Source organism: Herpetosiphon sp. (assembly GCF_003512625.1).
Lineage (GTDB): Bacteria > Chloroflexota > Chloroflexia > Chloroflexales > Herpetosiphonaceae > Herpetosiphon > Herpetosiphon aurantiacus.
Genome location: NZ_DOPT01000059.1, coordinates 200,104 through 217,087, shown reverse-complemented (window position 1 = coordinate 217,087; position 16,984 = coordinate 200,104). Strand labels below are relative to the sequence as shown.

17 protein-coding genes are annotated in these 16,984 nt (G+C 51.1%); 11 read left to right on the top strand and 6 right to left on the bottom strand.

The window, feature by feature from the left end:
* Positions 1 to 102: 102 nt before the first annotated feature.
* Entirely contained in the window at positions 103 to 1,077 is a 975-nt protein-coding gene (locus tag DEF47_RS13495) for an ABC transporter ATP-binding protein (protein ID WP_012187910.1), read from the top strand.
* Complete coding sequence (locus tag DEF47_RS13490) at positions 1,061 to 1,699, top strand: ABC transporter permease (RefSeq protein ID WP_012187911.1); 639 nt, start codon at positions 1,061 to 1,063, stop codon at positions 1,697 to 1,699. The genes DEF47_RS13495 and DEF47_RS13490 overlap by 17 nt, the downstream gene beginning before the upstream one ends.
* A 106-nt stretch (positions 1,700 to 1,805) precedes the next feature.
* Here DEF47_RS13490 and DEF47_RS13485 read toward each other — a convergent pair whose 3' ends face one another.
* On the bottom strand, positions 1,806 to 2,351 hold the full coding sequence (locus DEF47_RS13485; protein ID WP_012187912.1) for a TM2 domain-containing protein: 546 nt from the start codon (positions 2,349 to 2,351) through the stop codon (positions 1,806 to 1,808).
* Positions 2,352 to 2,578: 227 nt separating this feature from the next.
* Between DEF47_RS13485 and ybiA the strand changes: the two genes are divergently transcribed.
* The 7 genes from ybiA (at position 2,579) to DEF47_RS13450 (ending at position 8,918) form a co-directional block, all read left to right on the top strand.
* Complete coding sequence (ybiA, locus tag DEF47_RS13480) at positions 2,579 to 3,025, top strand: riboflavin biosynthesis intermediates N-glycosidase (RefSeq protein WP_012187913.1); 447 nt, start codon at positions 2,579 to 2,581, stop codon at positions 3,023 to 3,025.
* A complete protein-coding gene (locus DEF47_RS13475) occupies positions 3,022 to 3,249 on the top strand; it encodes a hypothetical protein (RefSeq protein ID WP_041303853.1) in 228 nt (75 codons plus the stop codon). Before ybiA ends, DEF47_RS13475 begins: the two co-directional genes overlap by 4 nt.
* 85 nt (positions 3,250 to 3,334) lie before the next feature.
* On the top strand, positions 3,335 to 3,673 hold the full coding sequence (locus DEF47_RS13470) for a hypothetical protein (RefSeq protein WP_012187914.1): 339 nt from the start codon (positions 3,335 to 3,337) through the stop codon (positions 3,671 to 3,673).
* Positions 3,674 to 3,676: 3 nt separating this feature from the next.
* Positions 3,677 to 4,786 carry a GH39 family glycosyl hydrolase gene (locus tag DEF47_RS13465; RefSeq protein WP_012187915.1) on the top strand — a complete coding sequence of 370 codons (1,110 nt, stop codon included), beginning with the start codon at positions 3,677 to 3,679 and terminating at the stop codon, positions 4,784 to 4,786.
* Positions 4,787 to 5,030: 244 nt separating this feature from the next.
* A complete protein-coding gene (gene fadR / locus DEF47_RS13460; RefSeq protein WP_012187916.1) occupies positions 5,031 to 5,738 on the top strand; it encodes a fatty acid metabolism transcriptional regulator FadR in 708 nt (235 codons plus the stop codon).
* Position 5,739: 1 nt separating this feature from the next.
* A complete protein-coding gene (locus DEF47_RS13455) occupies positions 5,740 to 7,341 on the top strand; it encodes an FAD-binding oxidoreductase (RefSeq protein WP_012187917.1) in 1,602 nt (533 codons plus the stop codon).
* Positions 7,338 to 8,918 carry a glycerol-3-phosphate dehydrogenase/oxidase gene (locus tag DEF47_RS13450; protein WP_012187918.1) on the top strand — a complete coding sequence of 527 codons (1,581 nt, stop codon included), beginning with the start codon at positions 7,338 to 7,340 and terminating at the stop codon, positions 8,916 to 8,918. Before DEF47_RS13455 ends, DEF47_RS13450 begins: the two co-directional genes overlap by 4 nt.
* Before the next feature lie 167 nt (positions 8,919 to 9,085).
* Here the strand turns inward: DEF47_RS13450 and DEF47_RS13445 are convergent, their stop codons facing one another.
* Positions 9,086 to 10,027: an AraC family transcriptional regulator gene (locus tag DEF47_RS13445; RefSeq protein ID WP_012187919.1), complete on the bottom strand. Its 942-nt coding sequence runs from the start codon at positions 10,025 to 10,027 to the stop codon at positions 9,086 to 9,088.
* A gap of 199 nt (positions 10,028 to 10,226) precedes the next feature.
* On the opposite strand from DEF47_RS13445, the gene DEF47_RS13440 reads away from it, so the two are divergent.
* Together DEF47_RS13440 and DEF47_RS13435 are read left to right on the top strand one after the other, a co-directional pair.
* Complete coding sequence (locus DEF47_RS13440) at positions 10,227 to 11,087, top strand: aldo/keto reductase (RefSeq protein WP_012187920.1); 861 nt, start codon at positions 10,227 to 10,229, stop codon at positions 11,085 to 11,087.
* A 243-nt stretch (positions 11,088 to 11,330) separates the two neighbouring features.
* On the top strand, positions 11,331 to 12,584 hold the full coding sequence (locus DEF47_RS13435) for a glycosyltransferase (RefSeq protein WP_012187921.1): 1,254 nt from the start codon (positions 11,331 to 11,333) through the stop codon (positions 12,582 to 12,584).
* 108 nt (positions 12,585 to 12,692) lie between these two features.
* On the opposite strand, the gene DEF47_RS13430 is transcribed toward DEF47_RS13435, so the two are convergent.
* From DEF47_RS13430 to DEF47_RS13415, 4 genes are all read right to left on the bottom strand, one after another.
* Complete coding sequence (locus DEF47_RS13430) at positions 12,693 to 13,526, bottom strand: DegV family protein (RefSeq protein ID WP_012187922.1); 834 nt, start codon at positions 13,524 to 13,526, stop codon at positions 12,693 to 12,695.
* Between the two features lie 183 nt (positions 13,527 to 13,709).
* Positions 13,710 to 14,558, bottom strand: coding sequence for a DegV family protein (locus DEF47_RS13425; RefSeq protein WP_012187923.1), 849 nt, complete (start codon positions 14,556 to 14,558; stop codon positions 13,710 to 13,712).
* A 44-nt stretch (positions 14,559 to 14,602) separates the two neighbouring features.
* Positions 14,603 to 16,240: a DAK2 domain-containing protein gene (locus DEF47_RS13420; RefSeq protein ID WP_012187924.1), complete on the bottom strand. Its 1,638-nt coding sequence runs from the start codon at positions 16,238 to 16,240 to the stop codon at positions 14,603 to 14,605.
* Positions 16,212 to 16,688: an Asp23/Gls24 family envelope stress response protein gene (locus DEF47_RS13415; RefSeq protein WP_012187925.1), complete on the bottom strand. Its 477-nt coding sequence runs from the start codon at positions 16,686 to 16,688 to the stop codon at positions 16,212 to 16,214. The genes DEF47_RS13420 and DEF47_RS13415 overlap by 29 nt, the downstream gene beginning before the upstream one ends.
* Between the last annotated feature and the right edge of the window lie 296 nt (positions 16,689 to 16,984).

Genomic DNA, 16,984 nt, shown 5'->3' with positions numbered 1-16,984 from the left:
GTCTCCCGCCTTGAGGCGGGACGAAGGGTGGTGATCGATGAGGCTTGTTAATAACCTATGGAATGAGTCGAGGGTGAGGGAAATGTACAGGGAGTTATCGGCGTGAGCACAATCGAGTTTCGCAATGTTCGTAAAATCTACCCCAAGGCCGCAACCGCCGCGCTCGCCGATATTTCTCTGACAATCAATCGCGGTGAATTTGTGATTTTGCTTGGGCCTTCGGGCTGCGGCAAAACCACGCTCATGAAAATGATCAATCGCTTGATCGAGCCAAGTAGCGGCACAATTTTGCTCGATGGAGTCGATATTCAGTCGATTAATGCCACGAAATTGCGCCAGCAAATTGGCTATGTGATTCAGCAAGTTGGGCTTTTTCCGCATATGACGGTCGCTGAGAATATCGCAGTTGTCCCCAAATTGCTTGGCTGGCCCAAAGCCAAAATCCAAAGCCGCATCGACGAATTACTCCAGCTCATTCAGCTTGATCCTGCCCAATTTCGCCAGCGCTACCCGGCCCAAATTTCCGGTGGGCAAGCCCAGCGCGTTGGTTTGGCCCGTGCTTTGGCCGCTGATCCTGGGGTGATGTTGATGGATGAACCATTTGGCGCGATCGATGCGATCACCCGCACGGCCTTGCAAGATGAGATGCTGCGCATTCAGCAGCAATTGCAGAAAACTATCGTTTTTGTGACTCACGATGTTGAAGAAGCGCTTCGCTTAGCTGATAAAATTGCAATTCTGCACGAAGGCACGATCGTTCAATACGATACTCCGCTCAATTTATTGCGTAATCCCGCTAATCACTATGTCGCTGAGTTACTGGGAGCCGATGATTTGGTGCGCCGTTTGAGTTTAATTCAGGTGCGCCATGTGCTTCAACCACTGCCTGCAAGCTATGATTCCTCGTTAGCAAGCATCGAAAGTAGCCGCAACCTGCGCGATGGGCTGAATCAACTCCTCGCCAGCAGCGACGAACAATTGTTGGTCGTTGAACACAATCAACCAATTGGTATGCTCTCATTAGCCGCAATTCATGCCTATTTGCACCCTGAGGTCATCCATGAACGACATCGTTGATGGACTCCGATATCTATTAACTGAACGGGCTGAGGTTTGGCAATTGCTTGGCCAGCATGTAACGATCAGCCTGATCGCGCTCTTGATCGCTAGCTTGATTGCCTTGCCGCTGGGGGTATTGGTGGTGCGGGTTGGTTGGCTGGCTGGTGGTGTGATGGCCGTGTTGAGTGTGCTCTATACAATTCCTAGTTTGGCAATGCTGATTATGCTGATTGCAGTGTTTGGCCTGAGCAAAACCACCGTGATCGTGACGCTGGTGATCTATGCCCAAGTGATTTTGGTGCGCAACATTGTGGTTGGCTTGAAGAGCATTGATCGCTCGGTGCTTGAAGCGGCGCGAGGTTTGGGCATGAATGCTTGGCAAATTTGGTGGCAAGTCGAATTGCCTTTAGCTTTGCCAATTATGTTGGCCGGCCTGCGGATTGCCGCCATGATGTGTATTGCGATTAGTTCAATTGCTGCAATGATTGGTGTTGGTGGATTGGGGCAGTTATTGTTTCAAGGCATCACCTTTGATCGGGCTGATATGATTTGGGCGGGCACAATCAGCATTGCCAGCTTGGCCTTGGTTTGTTATGGATTATTGGCTTTGGTGGAGCAACGATTTAGCCCAAAAATATAATTGGAGCCGCGACCAGCTTGCAATAGCCATTGCAACATATCGCTAGCTCCAATTATAGCCAAACCATACGATAGCTACTAGCAGCGCCGAAGCGCAATTAAGCTGTCTAGAACCAGCTTTTTTGAACCACATACTTCTGATAAAACTCAGCATCAGAAGCGACTAAATAAAGTACTGTTTGCACCAAACAGATTATTCCGGTTAAGGCATAGCCCAAAAGCCCAATCCCAAAACAGGATAACGGCAGAAACACTACGTTCGACAAGAGCAAAATTAACCCCATCTGACTATTGCCCAGATAAAACCCGTGAATCCCTAATGGCCCCAAGAAAAAGGCTAATAAGGCTGCGACAACTTTGTTTTTCTCAGTGTAGGCATAGCCTTGAGGCACTTGATATTGATATTGATTGGGCTGTTGGTAAGGGGCGATTGGTTGTTGATAGTTGGCTTGATACATTGGTGGTGGCTGAACTGGCTGGCTATATTGTTGATAGCCTGGTTGGGCAGGAGTAGAATTTTGTTGATAGGCCACAGTTTGAGCGCCATGGACTGGACTGCCTTGCAACGAACCTCCACAATTGGTACAAAACATCACATCAGGATGGGTTTGGGTGTTACAGGTTGGGCAAATTTTATAAAATGGTTGAGTCATAACGCATTCCTTAGTGCCAATAACAGCACAGTTAAATCATATTTTTTGTGTCATCATAGCTAGCTTTAAGACGTTTTTAAAAGATCTTTTGTTTCAACCATAGTCTAGCAATTGGGGTTTAGCTTGCCATCAGTCGCAAGATGCAGCTTAAATCGGTCGAGTGCCGATGGCAATTGGGTGTCAATTGCGCAAAAATAGCATATCAAATTTTGGCATGGAGTACAATCATGACTATTTACTTTTACGCGGTTTCAGCAGAATTTGGTTGCTTCTCGAACTTTTCGGCCCATGGATTTAAGCTCGATGGCCACTACTGGCCCACCAGTGAGCATTATTTTCAAGCCCAAAAATTTACTGGCACTGACTATGCTACAACCATTCGGCTAGCTAAATCGCCAGCAATTGCCGCCCGACTGGGACGCAGCCGCAAACAACCATTACGCCGCGATTGGGAAGCGATCAAAGATGCGGTGATGCGACGCGCCTTGTTGGCAAAATTCCGTAGCCACGCTGAGATTCGGGCAATTTTGCTCGCAACCGACGATCAGCCGCTGGTCGAGAATGCACCCAATGATTATTATTGGGGCTGTGGAATTGATGGCTCAGGCAAAAATATGCTTGGTCAATTGTTAGTCGAAATTCGCCAAACCCTACGTGATGAGGACGTTGCATGAGCCATGCCCGCTTTTCTATTGAGCAGTTACATCATTTTCAATGTGGCGCATGTAGCGGTTGGTGGAGCATCGCCGATGCTCCGCCCCGCGATCATTGGTTTTGCCCATGGTGTGGCACTCAATTGATCAATGCTGGGCCACTGCCGCCGCTCAACTCCAGCCCCGAAGCACCAGAAGGCCCAGAAAACAACCCGCTACTCAATGATGGCCTAGCAATCGATTGAGCATTTGCTGGGGCAGCAAGCACGAGTTGGCAAGCAGCGCTGAATCTTGTACGATGGCGCAAGCAGTTTTTTGAAGGAGCCGTCCATGCTAAACCCGGCCGATCAACTTTTACTCAAAAGCCTCTGCAACGATCTGGTTGCCGTCGAAGCTCAAATCAGCGAACTTGAAACGCAACGAGAAAGCTTGCGTGCTCGAATTTCAGAACTCGTCGAGCAAATGGGCGGTAAAATTCAGCTACGTGGCTTTGGTACATTGCAAATCTCCAATCCCAGCGTGATTGTTTCTTACGATCGCAAGGGCATCGAGCAGTTGGTTCAGCAATTAGCAGAGGCTGGTAATTTTGCGCTGGTTGATGCAATTCAAACGTCGCGCAAGGAATCGATGCGTAGCGGCGGCCTGCGCATTATGCGTGAAAAAGCCTAAATTATGCGCTTAACTCGCCGTTTATTGCTCAAAAGTGTATTAATTAGTGTGATTTGCGGTGTAGCGCTGCTGCAATTATATCGTCAGCGTGTGCCACCAGCCTTTAATTTGCCTGCCGCTGCTAGTGTGCGAACCCAGCACCCAATCGTTGGCGTTCATACCCGCTTGATGGGCTTGGATGAACCAACGATTCGCCGAACCTTGCAGCAGGTACGCGAAATGGGCGCAACCACGATTATTGATTTGTTTCCGTGGGCCGTGATTCAGCCACGTTCAGCCAATAGCTACGAGTGGACGGGCAGCGATATGCTGATTGCCCATGCCCAACGCCAAGGTCTGACCGTAATCGCTCGTTTGGATTTTGTGCCAGCTTGGGCACGTCCTGCCAACACCAGTGATCGCTATCTCGACCCTGATCACTATGCGGCCTACGCTGATTTTGTGGTGGCGTTTGCCCAACGCTATGTGCCGCAAGGCGTGCAGGTATTGCAAATTTGGAACGAGCCAAATCTACGCTTTGAATGGGGCGATCGTGCGCCTGATCCGGTGGCCTATGCTAATTTGTTGAAAGTTGTCTATCCGCGGGTCAAAGCAGTTGCCCCCGAAGCGCTCATTACCTTGGCTGGGCTTGCCCCAGGTGGCCCAACTGGCCTGATCGATCCGCAAACACTGAGCGTCAATGATTTGACCTTTCTTAAATTGTGTTTAGCTGAAAAACCGCCCTTTGATGCAGTTTCGGTGCATGCCTATGGCTCGATTAATCCCGCTGAGCAAGCGCCAGATCTCACAATTACTAACTTTCGGCGCACTGAATTAATTTACGATTTGGTGCTAGCGGCGGGCTACGAGGTACCGTTTTATATCACCGAGGGCGGCTGGAACGATCACGCCCGTTGGCCAAACGCCGTGTCACCACCAATCCGTGTGCAAAATACGCTTGCTGCGTATGCTTGGGCTGAGCAACACTGGCCATGGATGCACACTGTGGGCTTTTGGCAATTTTCATTACCCAATCTTACCTACACCTATGCCGATAACTACACCTTTGTCGCGCCCGATGGCACACCCAAGGCGATTTATTATGCAGTGCAAGCATTTACCCAACAACCCTAGAAATTCTTCCTTATAGCAATAATACTTTTAATCTATCTTCAATTGTATTGCAATCCAAATGGTCAAATTTAGGGGGTGCAGGGGGATGAAAACACCCTGCGTTTCCCTCCAGCGGAGGGACGGAAGGGTGGCGAAATAAAATCTAGGCTTATAAATAGATGTCGATAACAGCGCTTAAATTGCTTGACATAGCCTCAAGATTTCTTTATACTCGACTGGTAAGTGGTCTGACCAGTTGGTGAATATGAGCGAATTACAACGACCAGCATCGTATTGCGAACAACAATTGATCAAACGAATTATTGGTGGTAGTTATGCCGCAGGTAGCAGCCTGCCCAGCGAACGTGAGCTAGCAGTCCAGTTGGGAGTCACGCGGCCAACCCTGCGCGAAGCGATTCAACGCTTGGCTCGCGATGGCTGGCTTGTCGTGCAACAAGGCAAGCCGACAATGGTTTGCAATATTTGGCATGATGGCGGCTTGGGCGTATTGCGCAGTTTGGTGCAATATAGCACTGAGCTGCCAGCCCAAATTGTGCCGCAACTACTAGCGGTGCGCCTCGATTTAGCGCCAAGTTACACCGCCATGGCGATCGAACATCACGCCGAAGCGATTGCGGCCTTATTACAAACCGCCCTGCCATTGGCTGATAACGCGGCGGCCTACGCTCAATTCGATTGGCAATTACAGCATCAATTAACGATCGCTTCGACAAACCCAATTTATACCTTGATTTTAAATGGCTTTCGTGGCTTCTACCAAATGATGGCCTTGGATTATTTTGAGCTAGCGCAGGCCCGCGAACATTCGGCGGCCTTTTATCGCACCCTGTTACAAGCTGCCCAAACTCGCGATGCCGATTTAGCTCGCCAAGCCAGCCAATTCGCCATGCAGCAGAGCATCGAAGTTTGGCAATTGTTAGCCGCGAATATCAATAATACACAAAGGGGATAATATGCGCCGTTGGAATGGTTGGGGCGACGAGAGCAAAGAGTATCCGGTTAAAGCCGGCATTTTAGGCTTGCTCAAGCAATTAATTGGTGCTGGCACGGCTCCCAGTGATGTTCGTTTGGCCGAGATTGTTGCCCAAGTTCCAGCATCACGCTTGCCACACCACGAATTGATCAGCACCGATCCTGAGTTGCGGATTCGCCATGCTCGTGGTCAGAGTTTCGCCGATTTGGTGGCTACCCGCAGCGGCGAGCTAGGCCAAATTCCCGATGGCGTGGCGTTTCCCCAATCCAGCCAAGCAGTTCGCGAATTGATCGATTGGGCTAGCGACAACAATGTTAGCCTGATTCCCTATGGCGGTGGAACCAGCGTTGCGGGGCATATTAATCCCGTTGCTGGCGAGCGACCCATTTTAACTGTCAGCCTTGCCAAACTTAATCGGCTGATGGAAATCAATCCAACTGCGCGGCTAGCTCGCTTTGGCGCTGGAATCAAAGGTCCAGATCTCGAAGCCCAATTACGGGCTTTGGGCTTTACGCTGGGCCATTTTCCCCAATCGTTTGAGCTTTCGACGCTGGGCGGCTGGATTGCAACCCGCTCTAGTGGCCAGCAATCGCTTGGTTTTGGGCGGATTGAACAACTTTGGGCAGGCGGGCGGGTTGAAACACCCCGAGGCTCGTTAGAATTAGCGCCCTTTCCGGCTTCGGCGGCTGGCCCTGACCTGCGTGAAATGCTGCTTGGCTCAGAAGGTCGTTATGGCATTATCACCGAAGTCACTGTGCGAATCCGCCCAATTCCTGAGCTTGATGTAGTCCATGCGATCTTTTTTGCAAATTGGGAGCAAGCCCAAACTGCCGCGCGAACAATCGCCCAAGCCAACCTACCATTGGGCATGTTGCGGCTTAGCACGCCCACCGAAACCATGACCAACCTTGCCTTGGCTGGCCATGAGCGGGTGATTGGTTTGCTCGAAGGCTTTTTGAAATTGCGTGGGGTTGGCAGCGAAAAATGTCTGCTGTTGGTTGGCTTTATTGGCAGCCAAGCTCAAGTGAAGCTCAGTCGTCAAGCGGTGTTGAGCTTGATGCGTCGGCATGGCGGCGTTCACATCGGCCAAAGCTTTGGCAAAGCTTGGCAGGCTGGGCGCTTTCGTGCGCCGTATCTACGCAATCGGCTGTGGGAGTTGGGCTATGGCGTGGATACGGTCGAAACCGCCACGACATGGGAGAATGTTACGCCATTGTTGAATAGATTGGAACATAGCTTGCGCCATGGATTAGCGGCTGAGCACGAACAGGTGCATGTGTTCACCCATCTTTCACATTTTTACCCAACTGGCTCAAGCATCTACACAACCTATGCTTTTCGGCTAGGCAACGATGCGCAGGCAACTTTAGCCCGTTGGCACGCCTTGAAAACCGCTGCAAGCCAAGCAATTGTGGCCGCAGGCGGCACGATTAGCCATCAACATGGCGTGGGGCTTGATCATCGCCCCTATCTCGAAGCTGAAAAAGGCCGCTTAGGAATTGGCGCATTACAACAACTTGGCCAGCATTTCGACCCGCAGGGCTTGCTCAATCCCGCCAAATTATACGAGGATGGCCAATGAATCCGCAGTTGCAATGGAACGCTGCTTGGCGCGAAACCACTTGGCAAGTGCTCGATCAAGCGTGGGATGTGATTATTATTGGCGGTGGAATTACCGGCGCAGGTTTGGTGCGCGAAGCCACGCGCTCAGGCCTCAAAGCGTTGTTGCTTGAAGCCCGCGATTTTGCTTGGGGAACCTCAAGCCGCTCATCAAAATTAGTGCATGGCGGTTTGCGCTATTTGGCTCAGGGCCAAGTGCGGGTTACCTATGATTCGGTGGTTGAGCGCGAACAGCTTTTAAATGAAGCACCTGGTTTAGTTGCCCCATTGGGCTTTTTAATTGGCCTGCCGCAGGGCAAACCAATCAAGCGCTGGGTGTATCAGGCTGGCTTATTGGCCTACGATGCGCTTGCTCGTCGCCGCGAACAGCATTATCTGAGCATGGCCAATTTGCGGTTACAAGCGCCCTACCTTGCTGATGCCAACTTAGCGGCTGGCTTGCGCTACAGCGATGCCCAAACCGATGATGCCCGTTTGGTCTTGCGAATTTTGCGTGAAGCAACCGCCGCTGGAGCCTCGGTATTAAATTATGCAGCGGTTGAGCAATTAGTTCGTGCAAACGAGCAAGTGGTCGGGGTGGTTGTGCGCGATCAGCTCAGCCAACGCCAGCAAACCCTGACGGCCAAAGCGATCGTGAATGCGACGGGTGCTTGGGTCGATCAACTGCGCCAGCAGATTCAAGCGCCAGCCAAAATGCGCCCGTTGCGGGGCAGCCATTTGGTATTTAGTCAAGCCCAATTACCACTCGCCCAAGCGATCAATTTGGAGCATCCTCGTGATCAGCGGCCAGTCTTTTTTGTGCCATGGGAAGGCGTGAGCATCGTCGGCACAACTGATCTTGATCATGAGCAAGATTTATGGCAAGAGCCAAGTATCAGCCCGGCTGAAGTTGCCTATTTGCTTGAAGCTGCCCAAGCCGCTTTTCCAAGTTTGGATTTGAGTTTGAGCGATGTAATTTCGACCTGGAGTGGCGTGCGACCAGTGGTCGATACGGGAGCCAGCGATCCATCCAAAGAATCACGGGATTATGTGCTATGGCAAGAGCAAGGCTTATTGACGGTCACAGGTGGTAAATTAACCACCTTTCGCTTGATTGCGCTCGAAGCCTTGAAACTTTTACGCCAACGCTTGCCTCAGATTAAACGTTGGCCGAACGCCCCGCGATTGAATCCTGCGCCCAGTAGTTTGGCTGGCACACTAGCCCCACGCATCAAACAACGCTTGTTAGGGCGTTATGCTGCCGAAGCACCCTTGATGCTGCAAGAATTACCCAACCATGAGTTTTGTTCAATCGCCGACTTGCCAAGTTTGTGGGCCGAAATCCGTTGGGCAGCACGATATGAAGCCGTGACCAATTTAGGTGATTTGCTGTTGCGGCGCAGCCGTTTAGGCCTCTTGTTGCCCCATGGCGCAGCGGAATATCAGGCTCAAATTCAAGCAATTTGCACTGAAGAATTGGGCTGGGATGCGCAGCACTGGCAAACCGAGTGGCAGCAGTATCAACAGTTAATTGCCCAACACTATAGCTTGCCAGCTTAAGCTCGTTAACACTTCTCTAATTTGACAATCTCGCCGAGATAGCTATAATTAAATCAAACCTTCTCCTCTCTCTTCTCTCCCACAAGCGGCTCCATTATGCGAGCCGTTTGTGGTTTTAGAACCATAACCCTCGATACTTGGTTTTCAGCAAGAACAAAATCTCATTACTAACCACCAGCCATAACAACCGCACGCATCCGCGTCGCATCGCGTATTGGCGGCGCTCCAAAAAGGCGTTTGTAGGCACGGGTAAAGTATGCGGCATCATCATAGCCTACCCGAGCACCTACACTTGCTGCATCAAGATCTTCGCTCAATAATAAGCGCCGAGCCTCTTGTAGACGCAACTGCTGCTGATACTGACCTGGACTCATCGCGGTCACCGCCTTAAAGTGGCTGTGGAACCCAGAGACACTCATTCCTACTGCCTGTGCTAGATCAGGAATCCTAAGCGGCTGATGAAAATCACGCTGAATTTGGGCAAGCGCACCCATGATCCGATGTTCCGCTCCTCCGATGATTGCAATCTGACGCAGCCGCATACCTTGTTCGCTCATCAAGAGCCGATAAACCAGTTCCCGCATAATCAGCGGCCCCAAAACCTGCGCGTCGCGAGAGCTATTGAATAACCGGACAAGCCGTACCACCACATCCATAAATTCTCCATCCAGCGAACTTACTGCAAGTGCTCGCACCGATGCTTGACTTGCTACCGGCGTTACTCCCACCTCGGCCATAACCGAGCTAATAAGAGCTGGGGACAGTGCAAACCGAAGACTCAGATATGGTGCTTCTGGCGTGGCCTCCGTAATTTGACCAACGACGGGCAGCGCCGCCGTGGTGAGCAAGTAGTGGGCTGGATCATAGTGATACTGGTCGGCAGCTAATAGCACCATCTTCCGCCCTTGAACAATCACGCAAAAGGCAGGAACAGTTACCCCATGAATTGGCTCCGTTGGGCCAGAAACACGGTAGACATGTACTCCAGGCAGCGGTTCAATCATTCCATCGGATGGAAGAATGTGGGCGATCCGTGTGCTGATCTCAGCGTAGTTGGCAGCCCTATGCTGGCGCTCCCAAGCAGTTTGGTGTTCTTGAGTCATCGGCATAATTACACCTCGCTGTGTGGCTTCTATCTTTTAGGTATAGTCTGGAGAATTGTCCAATAATTGACGACAATCATCATACCATATGCAGCTTGTATACGCCTATACTTAGTTATGGCACGAAGTAGGCTGATCCAGCGCTCTAGAGAATCGGACAAGTAGGCGCGATTCGTGCTTTTTCAATAGCTAAGGAGTATCGCTTATGACAATCATCCCAACAGTGAGCTTAAATGCGGGTATTGCAATGCCGATCCTCGGGTTTGGTGTGTTTCAGATTACCGATGCAGCGGAATGCGAACGCGCCGTTAGTGATGCGATTCAGACGGGCTATCGGCTAATTGACACTGCTGCCGTCTATGGCAATGAAGCAGCGGTTGGAGCCGCGATCGCCCGAAGTGGTGTGGCCCGCGAAGATCTATTCGTGACAACCAAGCTGTGGATTCAGGACACGGGCTACGAGCAGACCAAAGCTGCTTTTGAGCGTTCGCTCCAACGCTTAGGCCTCGATTATCTCGACCTGTATTTGATTCACCAACCATACGGAGATATTTATGGTGCGTGGCGGGCTATGGAAGAGTTATATCAGGCAGGCCGGATTCGCGCCATTGGGGTCAGCAATTTTCACCCCGATCGGGTAATGGATTTGATCGTTCATAACCAAGTTCCGCCTGCGGTCAACCAGATTGAAACGCATCCATTCCAGCAGCAAATCGATACTCAACAGTTCTTACAGCAGCAGGGTGTACAGATTGAGTCGTGGGGGCCATTTGCTGAAGGTAAACATGCTATTTTCCAGAATGAGCTACTAGCAGGTATTGCCGCTACCCATCAAAAAACTGTTGCACAGGTGATTCTGCGCTGGTTAACTCAACGTGGGGTTGTGGCAATTCCCAAATCGGTACGCAAAGAACGCATGGAAGAAAACTTCAACGTGTTCGATATTACCCTTAGCCCAGAAGAAATGGCGGCGATTAGCACATTGGATACAAAAACTAGCAGCTTCTTTGACCACCGCGACCCAGCCGTCGTGAAGATGTTAGGTGAAGCAAACCGCCCAACCTAGAATACTAATCACATCCAACATCCTCACAGCATTTGGTGGCAACTGCACCAGAATATTCGATCTGCTCGTCTACAAGTGGCTCCATTATGCGAGCCGTTTGTGGTTTTAGGCGATTTTCCTCAAGCACGAACCAAAAAAGTAATCAAATTCATGTTCCTTGACGCTAGCTATAGATTGTGATATTTATAACATAGTCACTAGACGAACAGTTTTCGTTTAGGGCTGGCGTATGAGGGGGTGCTCATGGATATTAGCATCATCAGTTATGGTTCGCGCGGCGATGTTCAACCATTTGTAGCGATTGCACGGGCATTACGCCATGTAGGGCATCAAGTTCAACTGATTGGCCCAGCCAATTTTGCTGCGCTAAGCCACGATGCAGGCGTGCCGTTCGTTTCGGTTGGAGTTGATATTCAAGCCTATTTACGTGAACGCATCGCTAGCTTATCTGGCTCGCGCAATGTGATAGGGCTGCTCAAAAGCCTGCGTAACGAACTAAACGAATTGATTGAAGGAATTGCCCAAGAAACATTGCAAGCCTGTCAAGGAACCGATCTGATTCTTGGGACTGGCCCCCAGACTGCTAGTTTTGCTGAACGACTGGGGGTTCCATTTATTGAAGCAGTGCTCCAACCGCTAACCCCCACCCGCGCCTATCCCTCGCCAATTGCCCCGGCGTGGCTCCAACTTGGCGGATTCGCCAACTATCTCACGCATCTTGGTTTTGAGCAGATTTTTTGGCAGATCTTTCGGCCTACGGTTAATCGAGTTCGCAGCCATGTGCTTGGCTTACCATCCTATGGCTTTACCAGCCCGTTTGGCAAAATCCGCGAGCAGGTTCCGTTGCGGCTACACGCCTATAGTGACTATGTTATGCCAAGGCCAAACGATTGGGCCAAGCAACATCAGGTCACAGGCTTTTGGTTTCTGCCAGCACCAGCCGATTGGTCGCCACCAGCTGAGCTATGCGCCTTTCTGGCAGCTGGGCCGGCTCCAATTTATATCGGCTTTGGCAGTATGATGGGCGGTGATCCACAACAATTAACCAGCATTGTGAAAGAAGCCTTAGCTCGCTCTGGCCAACGGGGAATTTTGGCTGGCGGTTGGGGTGCATTAGCCGAAACCTCAGCGCCAAGCGATCACTTATGCTTTGTTGAAAGCGTGCCGCATCAATGGCTTTTCCCGCAAACAGCGGCAATTGTGCATCATGGCGGTGCTGGCACCACTGGCGCAGCCTTACGCAGTGGCCGACCGTCAATCGTTGTGCCCTTTGCCTTCGATCAGACTTTCTGGGGGCGACGGGTGGCTGAGCTAGGCGTGGGCACTGCACCCATCGCACGTTCGCAAATCACGGTCGATCGGCTGACAGCAGCGATCAATCAGGTAACAACCCAAACCGCAATTCGTGAACAAGCAGCCCAGCTTGGCAGCCAAATTCAGCAAGAATACGGCACAGCCCAAGCGATTGACCATATTCATCGCGTATTTCGCCATTAATGTGGCAATAGTTGGGCTGTTGTGAGCAGGTTGAAGCAATAAAGGCTATTGGCTCGCGGAATCCATGGTGATAGGTTGATGATTGATCGAAAGCCAATAGCTAATAGCCTATTTATTTTTGCGCACACCTGTGAAGCCGAGCGCACCTGGGCCAATGTGAGTGCCCACGACCGCGCCAATTTCGGCCAACACAATTCGATCGGCGGGGAAAATCTCGTTGAGGCTTTGGGCAAATTCGCGGGCTTCAGCTTCGTTACGCGAATACAGCACCGCTAATTCTTCAAACGGAGCCATGCTGCGAGCTTCTTCGATCAAGCGGGCCACAGCTTTTTTCTTGCTGCGCACTTGCTCGAACGGTTTTACCTCGCCATCACGCACATCGATAATCGGCTTAACATTGAGCAAGGTACCAAGTAAAGCGCGGGTTTTGCCAATGCGGCCACCTTTTTCGAGGTAGCGCAAGGTATCCAAGGCTGCCAACAAGCGGGTGCGCTCGACGATACTATGCACTAAGGCCACAATTTCGTCAGCCGATTTGCCTTCTTTGGCGGCGCGAGCAGCTAATAAGGCAGCCCAACCTTGCGACATAGTGGTGCTTTGCACATCGATCACCCGAATATCAAAATCGGGCAATAATTCGGCTGCTTGCTGGGCTGAGCGAATTGTGCCGCTCAATTTGCCAGCAATATGAATCGAGATAATTGGCTCATCGTTGCCAATTGCCCGATACAATTGCTCGAACGCACCAACTGAGGGCTGCGAGGTTGTCGGCAAATTATTGCTTTCAACCAGGCGGGCATAAAATTGATCATGGGTAATTTCCACGCCATCGGCAAACGATTCGGCATCGAAATTAACCGTCAATGGAATCACATGAATGTCGTTTTCTGCTGCCAAACCAGCGGGAATATCAGCAGTGCTGTCGGTTACAATAATCGCCACTTGGCCTCCTTCTGGCATTATTCCAGCCACATTCTTACGAGCAACATTCGGCCAATTGGCAAAGCATTGCTCGTTTAGGGAATAGCTACCCCACGCAGCCGTATAATAGCCGAAAATGGCGCTGCGTGGGGTGTTGCTTTTGGTTTATTCAAGGGTTGATTGCTGGGCAGATTCGGCGCTGGGCTATTCCATGCCTTCGTAGACCACCACACCCATGGCATTTGGCCCAAGGTGCGCCCCAAGTGCCGGCCCATATTCCACAATCATAACTTGATCACGCGGATAGATTGGATCGATCTTTTCGAGCAATTTCTCAACATCATCGGGCGTGGTGCTATGCATAATTGCTACTTGTTCGACCTTGGGGAAATCTTCAATAAAGGTAAATAAGCCTTCGATCGCTTTGGCTCGGGTGCGGGTGCGATCGTAGGGCACAATTTCACCATCATCAAGAATCAACAACGGCTTGATCCGTTGCATTGAGCCAAGCATGGCTGAGGCTTGGGATAACCGTCCGCTGCGTTCGAGATAATCAATTGAATCAACAAAAAACACCACATGAGTCAATTGAATAGTTTGCATGACAACGCGATGCACTTCATCAATTGAGGCTCCGTCGAGCGCTGCCCGCGCTGCGGCGATTGCCACCATGCCCAAGCCCAGCGAAGTCGAGGTACTATCAATCACCTCAACGCGGGTCAGCGAAGCTGGCAATTTATCGCGGGCAATCGTCGCCGATTTAACCACGCCACCGAATCGATTCGACAAGTGAATTGAAAATACCCCGTCATATTCACGGGAAAATTGACGATAATACTGTTCAAACACTCCTGGTGCTGGTGCGGTCGTATAAGGATACGGCCCACCCTCGGCCATCCGCCGATAAAACTGCTCGTTGCTAATGTCGATTCCAGCTCGCAACGTCTGATCACCAAAATGCACATAGATAGGAATAACGGTGATATTCAGCTCTTGTGCAAGTGCTGGTGGAATATCAGCAGTGCTATCGGTAATAATCTTTACTCGCGCCATAACCCAACATATCTCCATCGCGCCGTCAGAAACGGGGCTGTGTATCACTCCGCAGAGAGAATGTAATCATAAAATGGTTGTCCGCCGTTTTGCACCTCAACATCAAGCGCCGGGTAGGTCGCATTGATTTTGTGGGCTAGTGCTTCAGCCTGTTCCGCCGAACATTGTTCGCCATAATAGATGGTAACGATCTCATGATCGTCTAAATCCATCCGTGCTAGAATGCGATCAATCACTTCGTCGGGCTGATCGCCAGATTCAACCAGTGCGCCATTGAGCAAGCCAATCGTTTGGCCGTCGCGCACTTCAACATCATTAACCGTAGCATCGCGCACGGCGGTGGTAATTTCTGCCGTGGTAATATCTTTGATCGCGCGGCTCATGGCCTGCACATTATCGCTTGCGCCAACCGCATAATTAAAGGCAAACATTGCCGCCATACCTTGAGGCACGGTTTTGGTTGGAATCACATGCACAACTTTATTGGTTACTTGTTGGGCTTGTTGCGCTGCCAAAATCACGTTGCTATTATTGGGCAACACGATCACCTCTGGCTGTGGCAACTTATCGATCGCCGTGACCAAATCTTGAATCGAAGGATTCATGGTTTGACCGCCAGTGACCACCTCGCCCACATTTAATGATTCGAACAGCACACGGAAGCCTTGACCTGGTGCAACTGCGACCACCCCAACATCGCTGACTGGCTCGTCGAGCTTGACGCGGGCTGGTTGGCTGGCTTGTTGCGCTTGGGCCGCATGCAGATCGCTGCGCTGTTTATCCATATTGGTGATTTCGATTGCCCCAAGGCTGCCCCATTGCACGGCATAATTGAGCGCATCGCCAGGCCGCAACGTGTGCAAGTGCACCTTGACCAAGCGCTCATCGCCGACCGCCACCACCGATGTGCCCATTTCGGCAATCGTGTTGCGCACATCTTCGTAAGGGATATTTTCGCCTTGGATCATAAAGTTGGTGCAATAGCCAAAATCATCATCGCTATGAATGTCGTCAAACGCCATCGCCAACTGATCGACGGGTGCAACTCGTTGTTCGAGTTGTTCGCCACGGGCAAAAGCGCGTGCGCCTTCAAAGAGCAGATACAAGCCCTCGCCGCCAGCATCAACTACGCCAGCATCACGTAACATTTTCATGAGGTTGGGCGTATTATCGACCGAAACTCGCGCACCTTTAACAATTAAATCCAGTACTTCATGCCAATTCATTTCGGGCTGAAATCCGGCGCGAGCGGCTTCGCTGGTTTCGCGAATAACGGTAAGCATCGTGCCCTCGACTGGCTTGATCACCGCTTTGTAGGCAGTGGTAGCGGCTTGTTCGAGCGCAGTTACCAGAATTTCAGGCGTACAAACCTGCTGGCCGACCATGCCTTGCGAAAGCCCGCGCAGAATTTGCGAAAGAATCACGCCCGAGTTACCACGAGCGCCCATCAAAGCCCCGCGATAGACCCGTTCCGCCACCACGGCGACCGAGGCATCATTCTGAACATCCTTGAGGGCGGCTGTCAGCGTAAGGTTCATGTTGGTTCCGGTATCGCCATCGGGCACAGGAAACACATTTAGGGCGTTGACAGTCGCCACATTCTGGCTAAACCATGCGGCGGCTGCGCGGAATACCGCCAACAGCCGCGTGCCATCAATTTGATTCTTCGGTGCGCTGTCCACGCAGACCTCCCATTACGCCAAAACGTCGCCAGCGGCTGGGCTGGCCTTCGGTTGCATCTTTTGGTTCTTTATCAGCTTGTTCGATCCGCAAGCCTTGGACATGCACATTGACTGTGATATTGGCCTCGCCGAGTGCATGCACCACTGCATATTGGACACTTTCCATAATATTACGGGCAACTGTGGCAATCCGTGTGCCATACTCGATGATCACAAACAGATCGACCGTAATTGCCTCGGTACTCACTTGAACGTCAATCCCTTTATATTGATCTTCTGGTCGCAAAACATGGGCGACACTATCGCGTAAGTTGCGCGGGGCCATGCCCACAACACCGTAGCACCGTACTACCGCCCCGGCTACCACAGTAGCAATGGCGCGAGAATGTACTTCGATGCGTCCAGCGTCATTTTGGCGCACATTCGCGAGACTTGTTTTCTCGTTCACTCGAACAGTCCTCGCAACTAGATGGTTCGATGGTCGGCGCTCACGAGCGTCCGGTTTTGATGAGAATAGCGCGGAACCAACCGCGCTACTGCTTTATGATACCCGATTATGCAAGAGCTAGCATATGCCATAATTGGCTGCTGCCCATGGCCAAACTACCATTGCTACTGAACGATTGCTGGTTGGAATGCCAGCTGCAAGCAGCATGCTCTGAACGAATTAAAAAAGTTGCATCAGAGCGCGTCCTATGGTATAGTCAGCGGGTACAGCCACCAAGGGTGGCTCTTTTTAAGTCT

What these genes read in the sequence shown, in the direction of transcription:
- DEF47_RS13445 (WP_012187919.1), bottom strand. Translation starts at nt 10,027, where the DNA reads ATGCCGATGACTCAAGAACACCAAACTGCTTGGGAGCGCCAGCATAGG.
- DEF47_RS13475 (WP_041303853.1), top strand. Translation starts at nt 3,022, where the DNA reads ATGAGCCATGCCCGCTTTTCTATTGAGCAGTTACATCATTTTCAATGT.
- DEF47_RS13440 (WP_012187920.1), top strand. Translation starts at nt 10,227, where the DNA reads ATGACAATCATCCCAACAGTGAGCTTAAATGCGGGTATTGCAATGCCG.
- DEF47_RS13465 (WP_012187915.1), top strand. Translation starts at nt 3,677, where the DNA reads ATGCGCTTAACTCGCCGTTTATTGCTCAAAAGTGTATTAATTAGTGTG.
- fadR (WP_012187916.1), top strand. Translation starts at nt 5,031, where the DNA reads ATGAGCGAATTACAACGACCAGCATCGTATTGCGAACAACAATTGATC.
- DEF47_RS13490 (WP_012187911.1), top strand. Translation starts at nt 1,061, where the DNA reads ATGAACGACATCGTTGATGGACTCCGATATCTATTAACTGAACGGGCT.
- DEF47_RS13425 (WP_012187923.1), bottom strand. Translation starts at nt 14,558, where the DNA reads ATGGCGCGAGTAAAGATTATTACCGATAGCACTGCTGATATTCCACCA.
- DEF47_RS13470 (WP_012187914.1), top strand. Translation starts at nt 3,335, where the DNA reads ATGCTAAACCCGGCCGATCAACTTTTACTCAAAAGCCTCTGCAACGAT.
- DEF47_RS13450 (WP_012187918.1), top strand. Translation starts at nt 7,338, where the DNA reads ATGAATCCGCAGTTGCAATGGAACGCTGCTTGGCGCGAAACCACTTGG.
- DEF47_RS13485 (WP_012187912.1), bottom strand. Translation starts at nt 2,351, where the DNA reads ATGACTCAACCATTTTATAAAATTTGCCCAACCTGTAACACCCAAACC.
- DEF47_RS13435 (WP_012187921.1), top strand. Translation starts at nt 11,331, where the DNA reads ATGGATATTAGCATCATCAGTTATGGTTCGCGCGGCGATGTTCAACCA.
- DEF47_RS13455 (WP_012187917.1), top strand. Translation starts at nt 5,740, where the DNA reads ATGCGCCGTTGGAATGGTTGGGGCGACGAGAGCAAAGAGTATCCGGTT.
- ybiA (WP_012187913.1), top strand. Translation starts at nt 2,579, where the DNA reads ATGACTATTTACTTTTACGCGGTTTCAGCAGAATTTGGTTGCTTCTCG.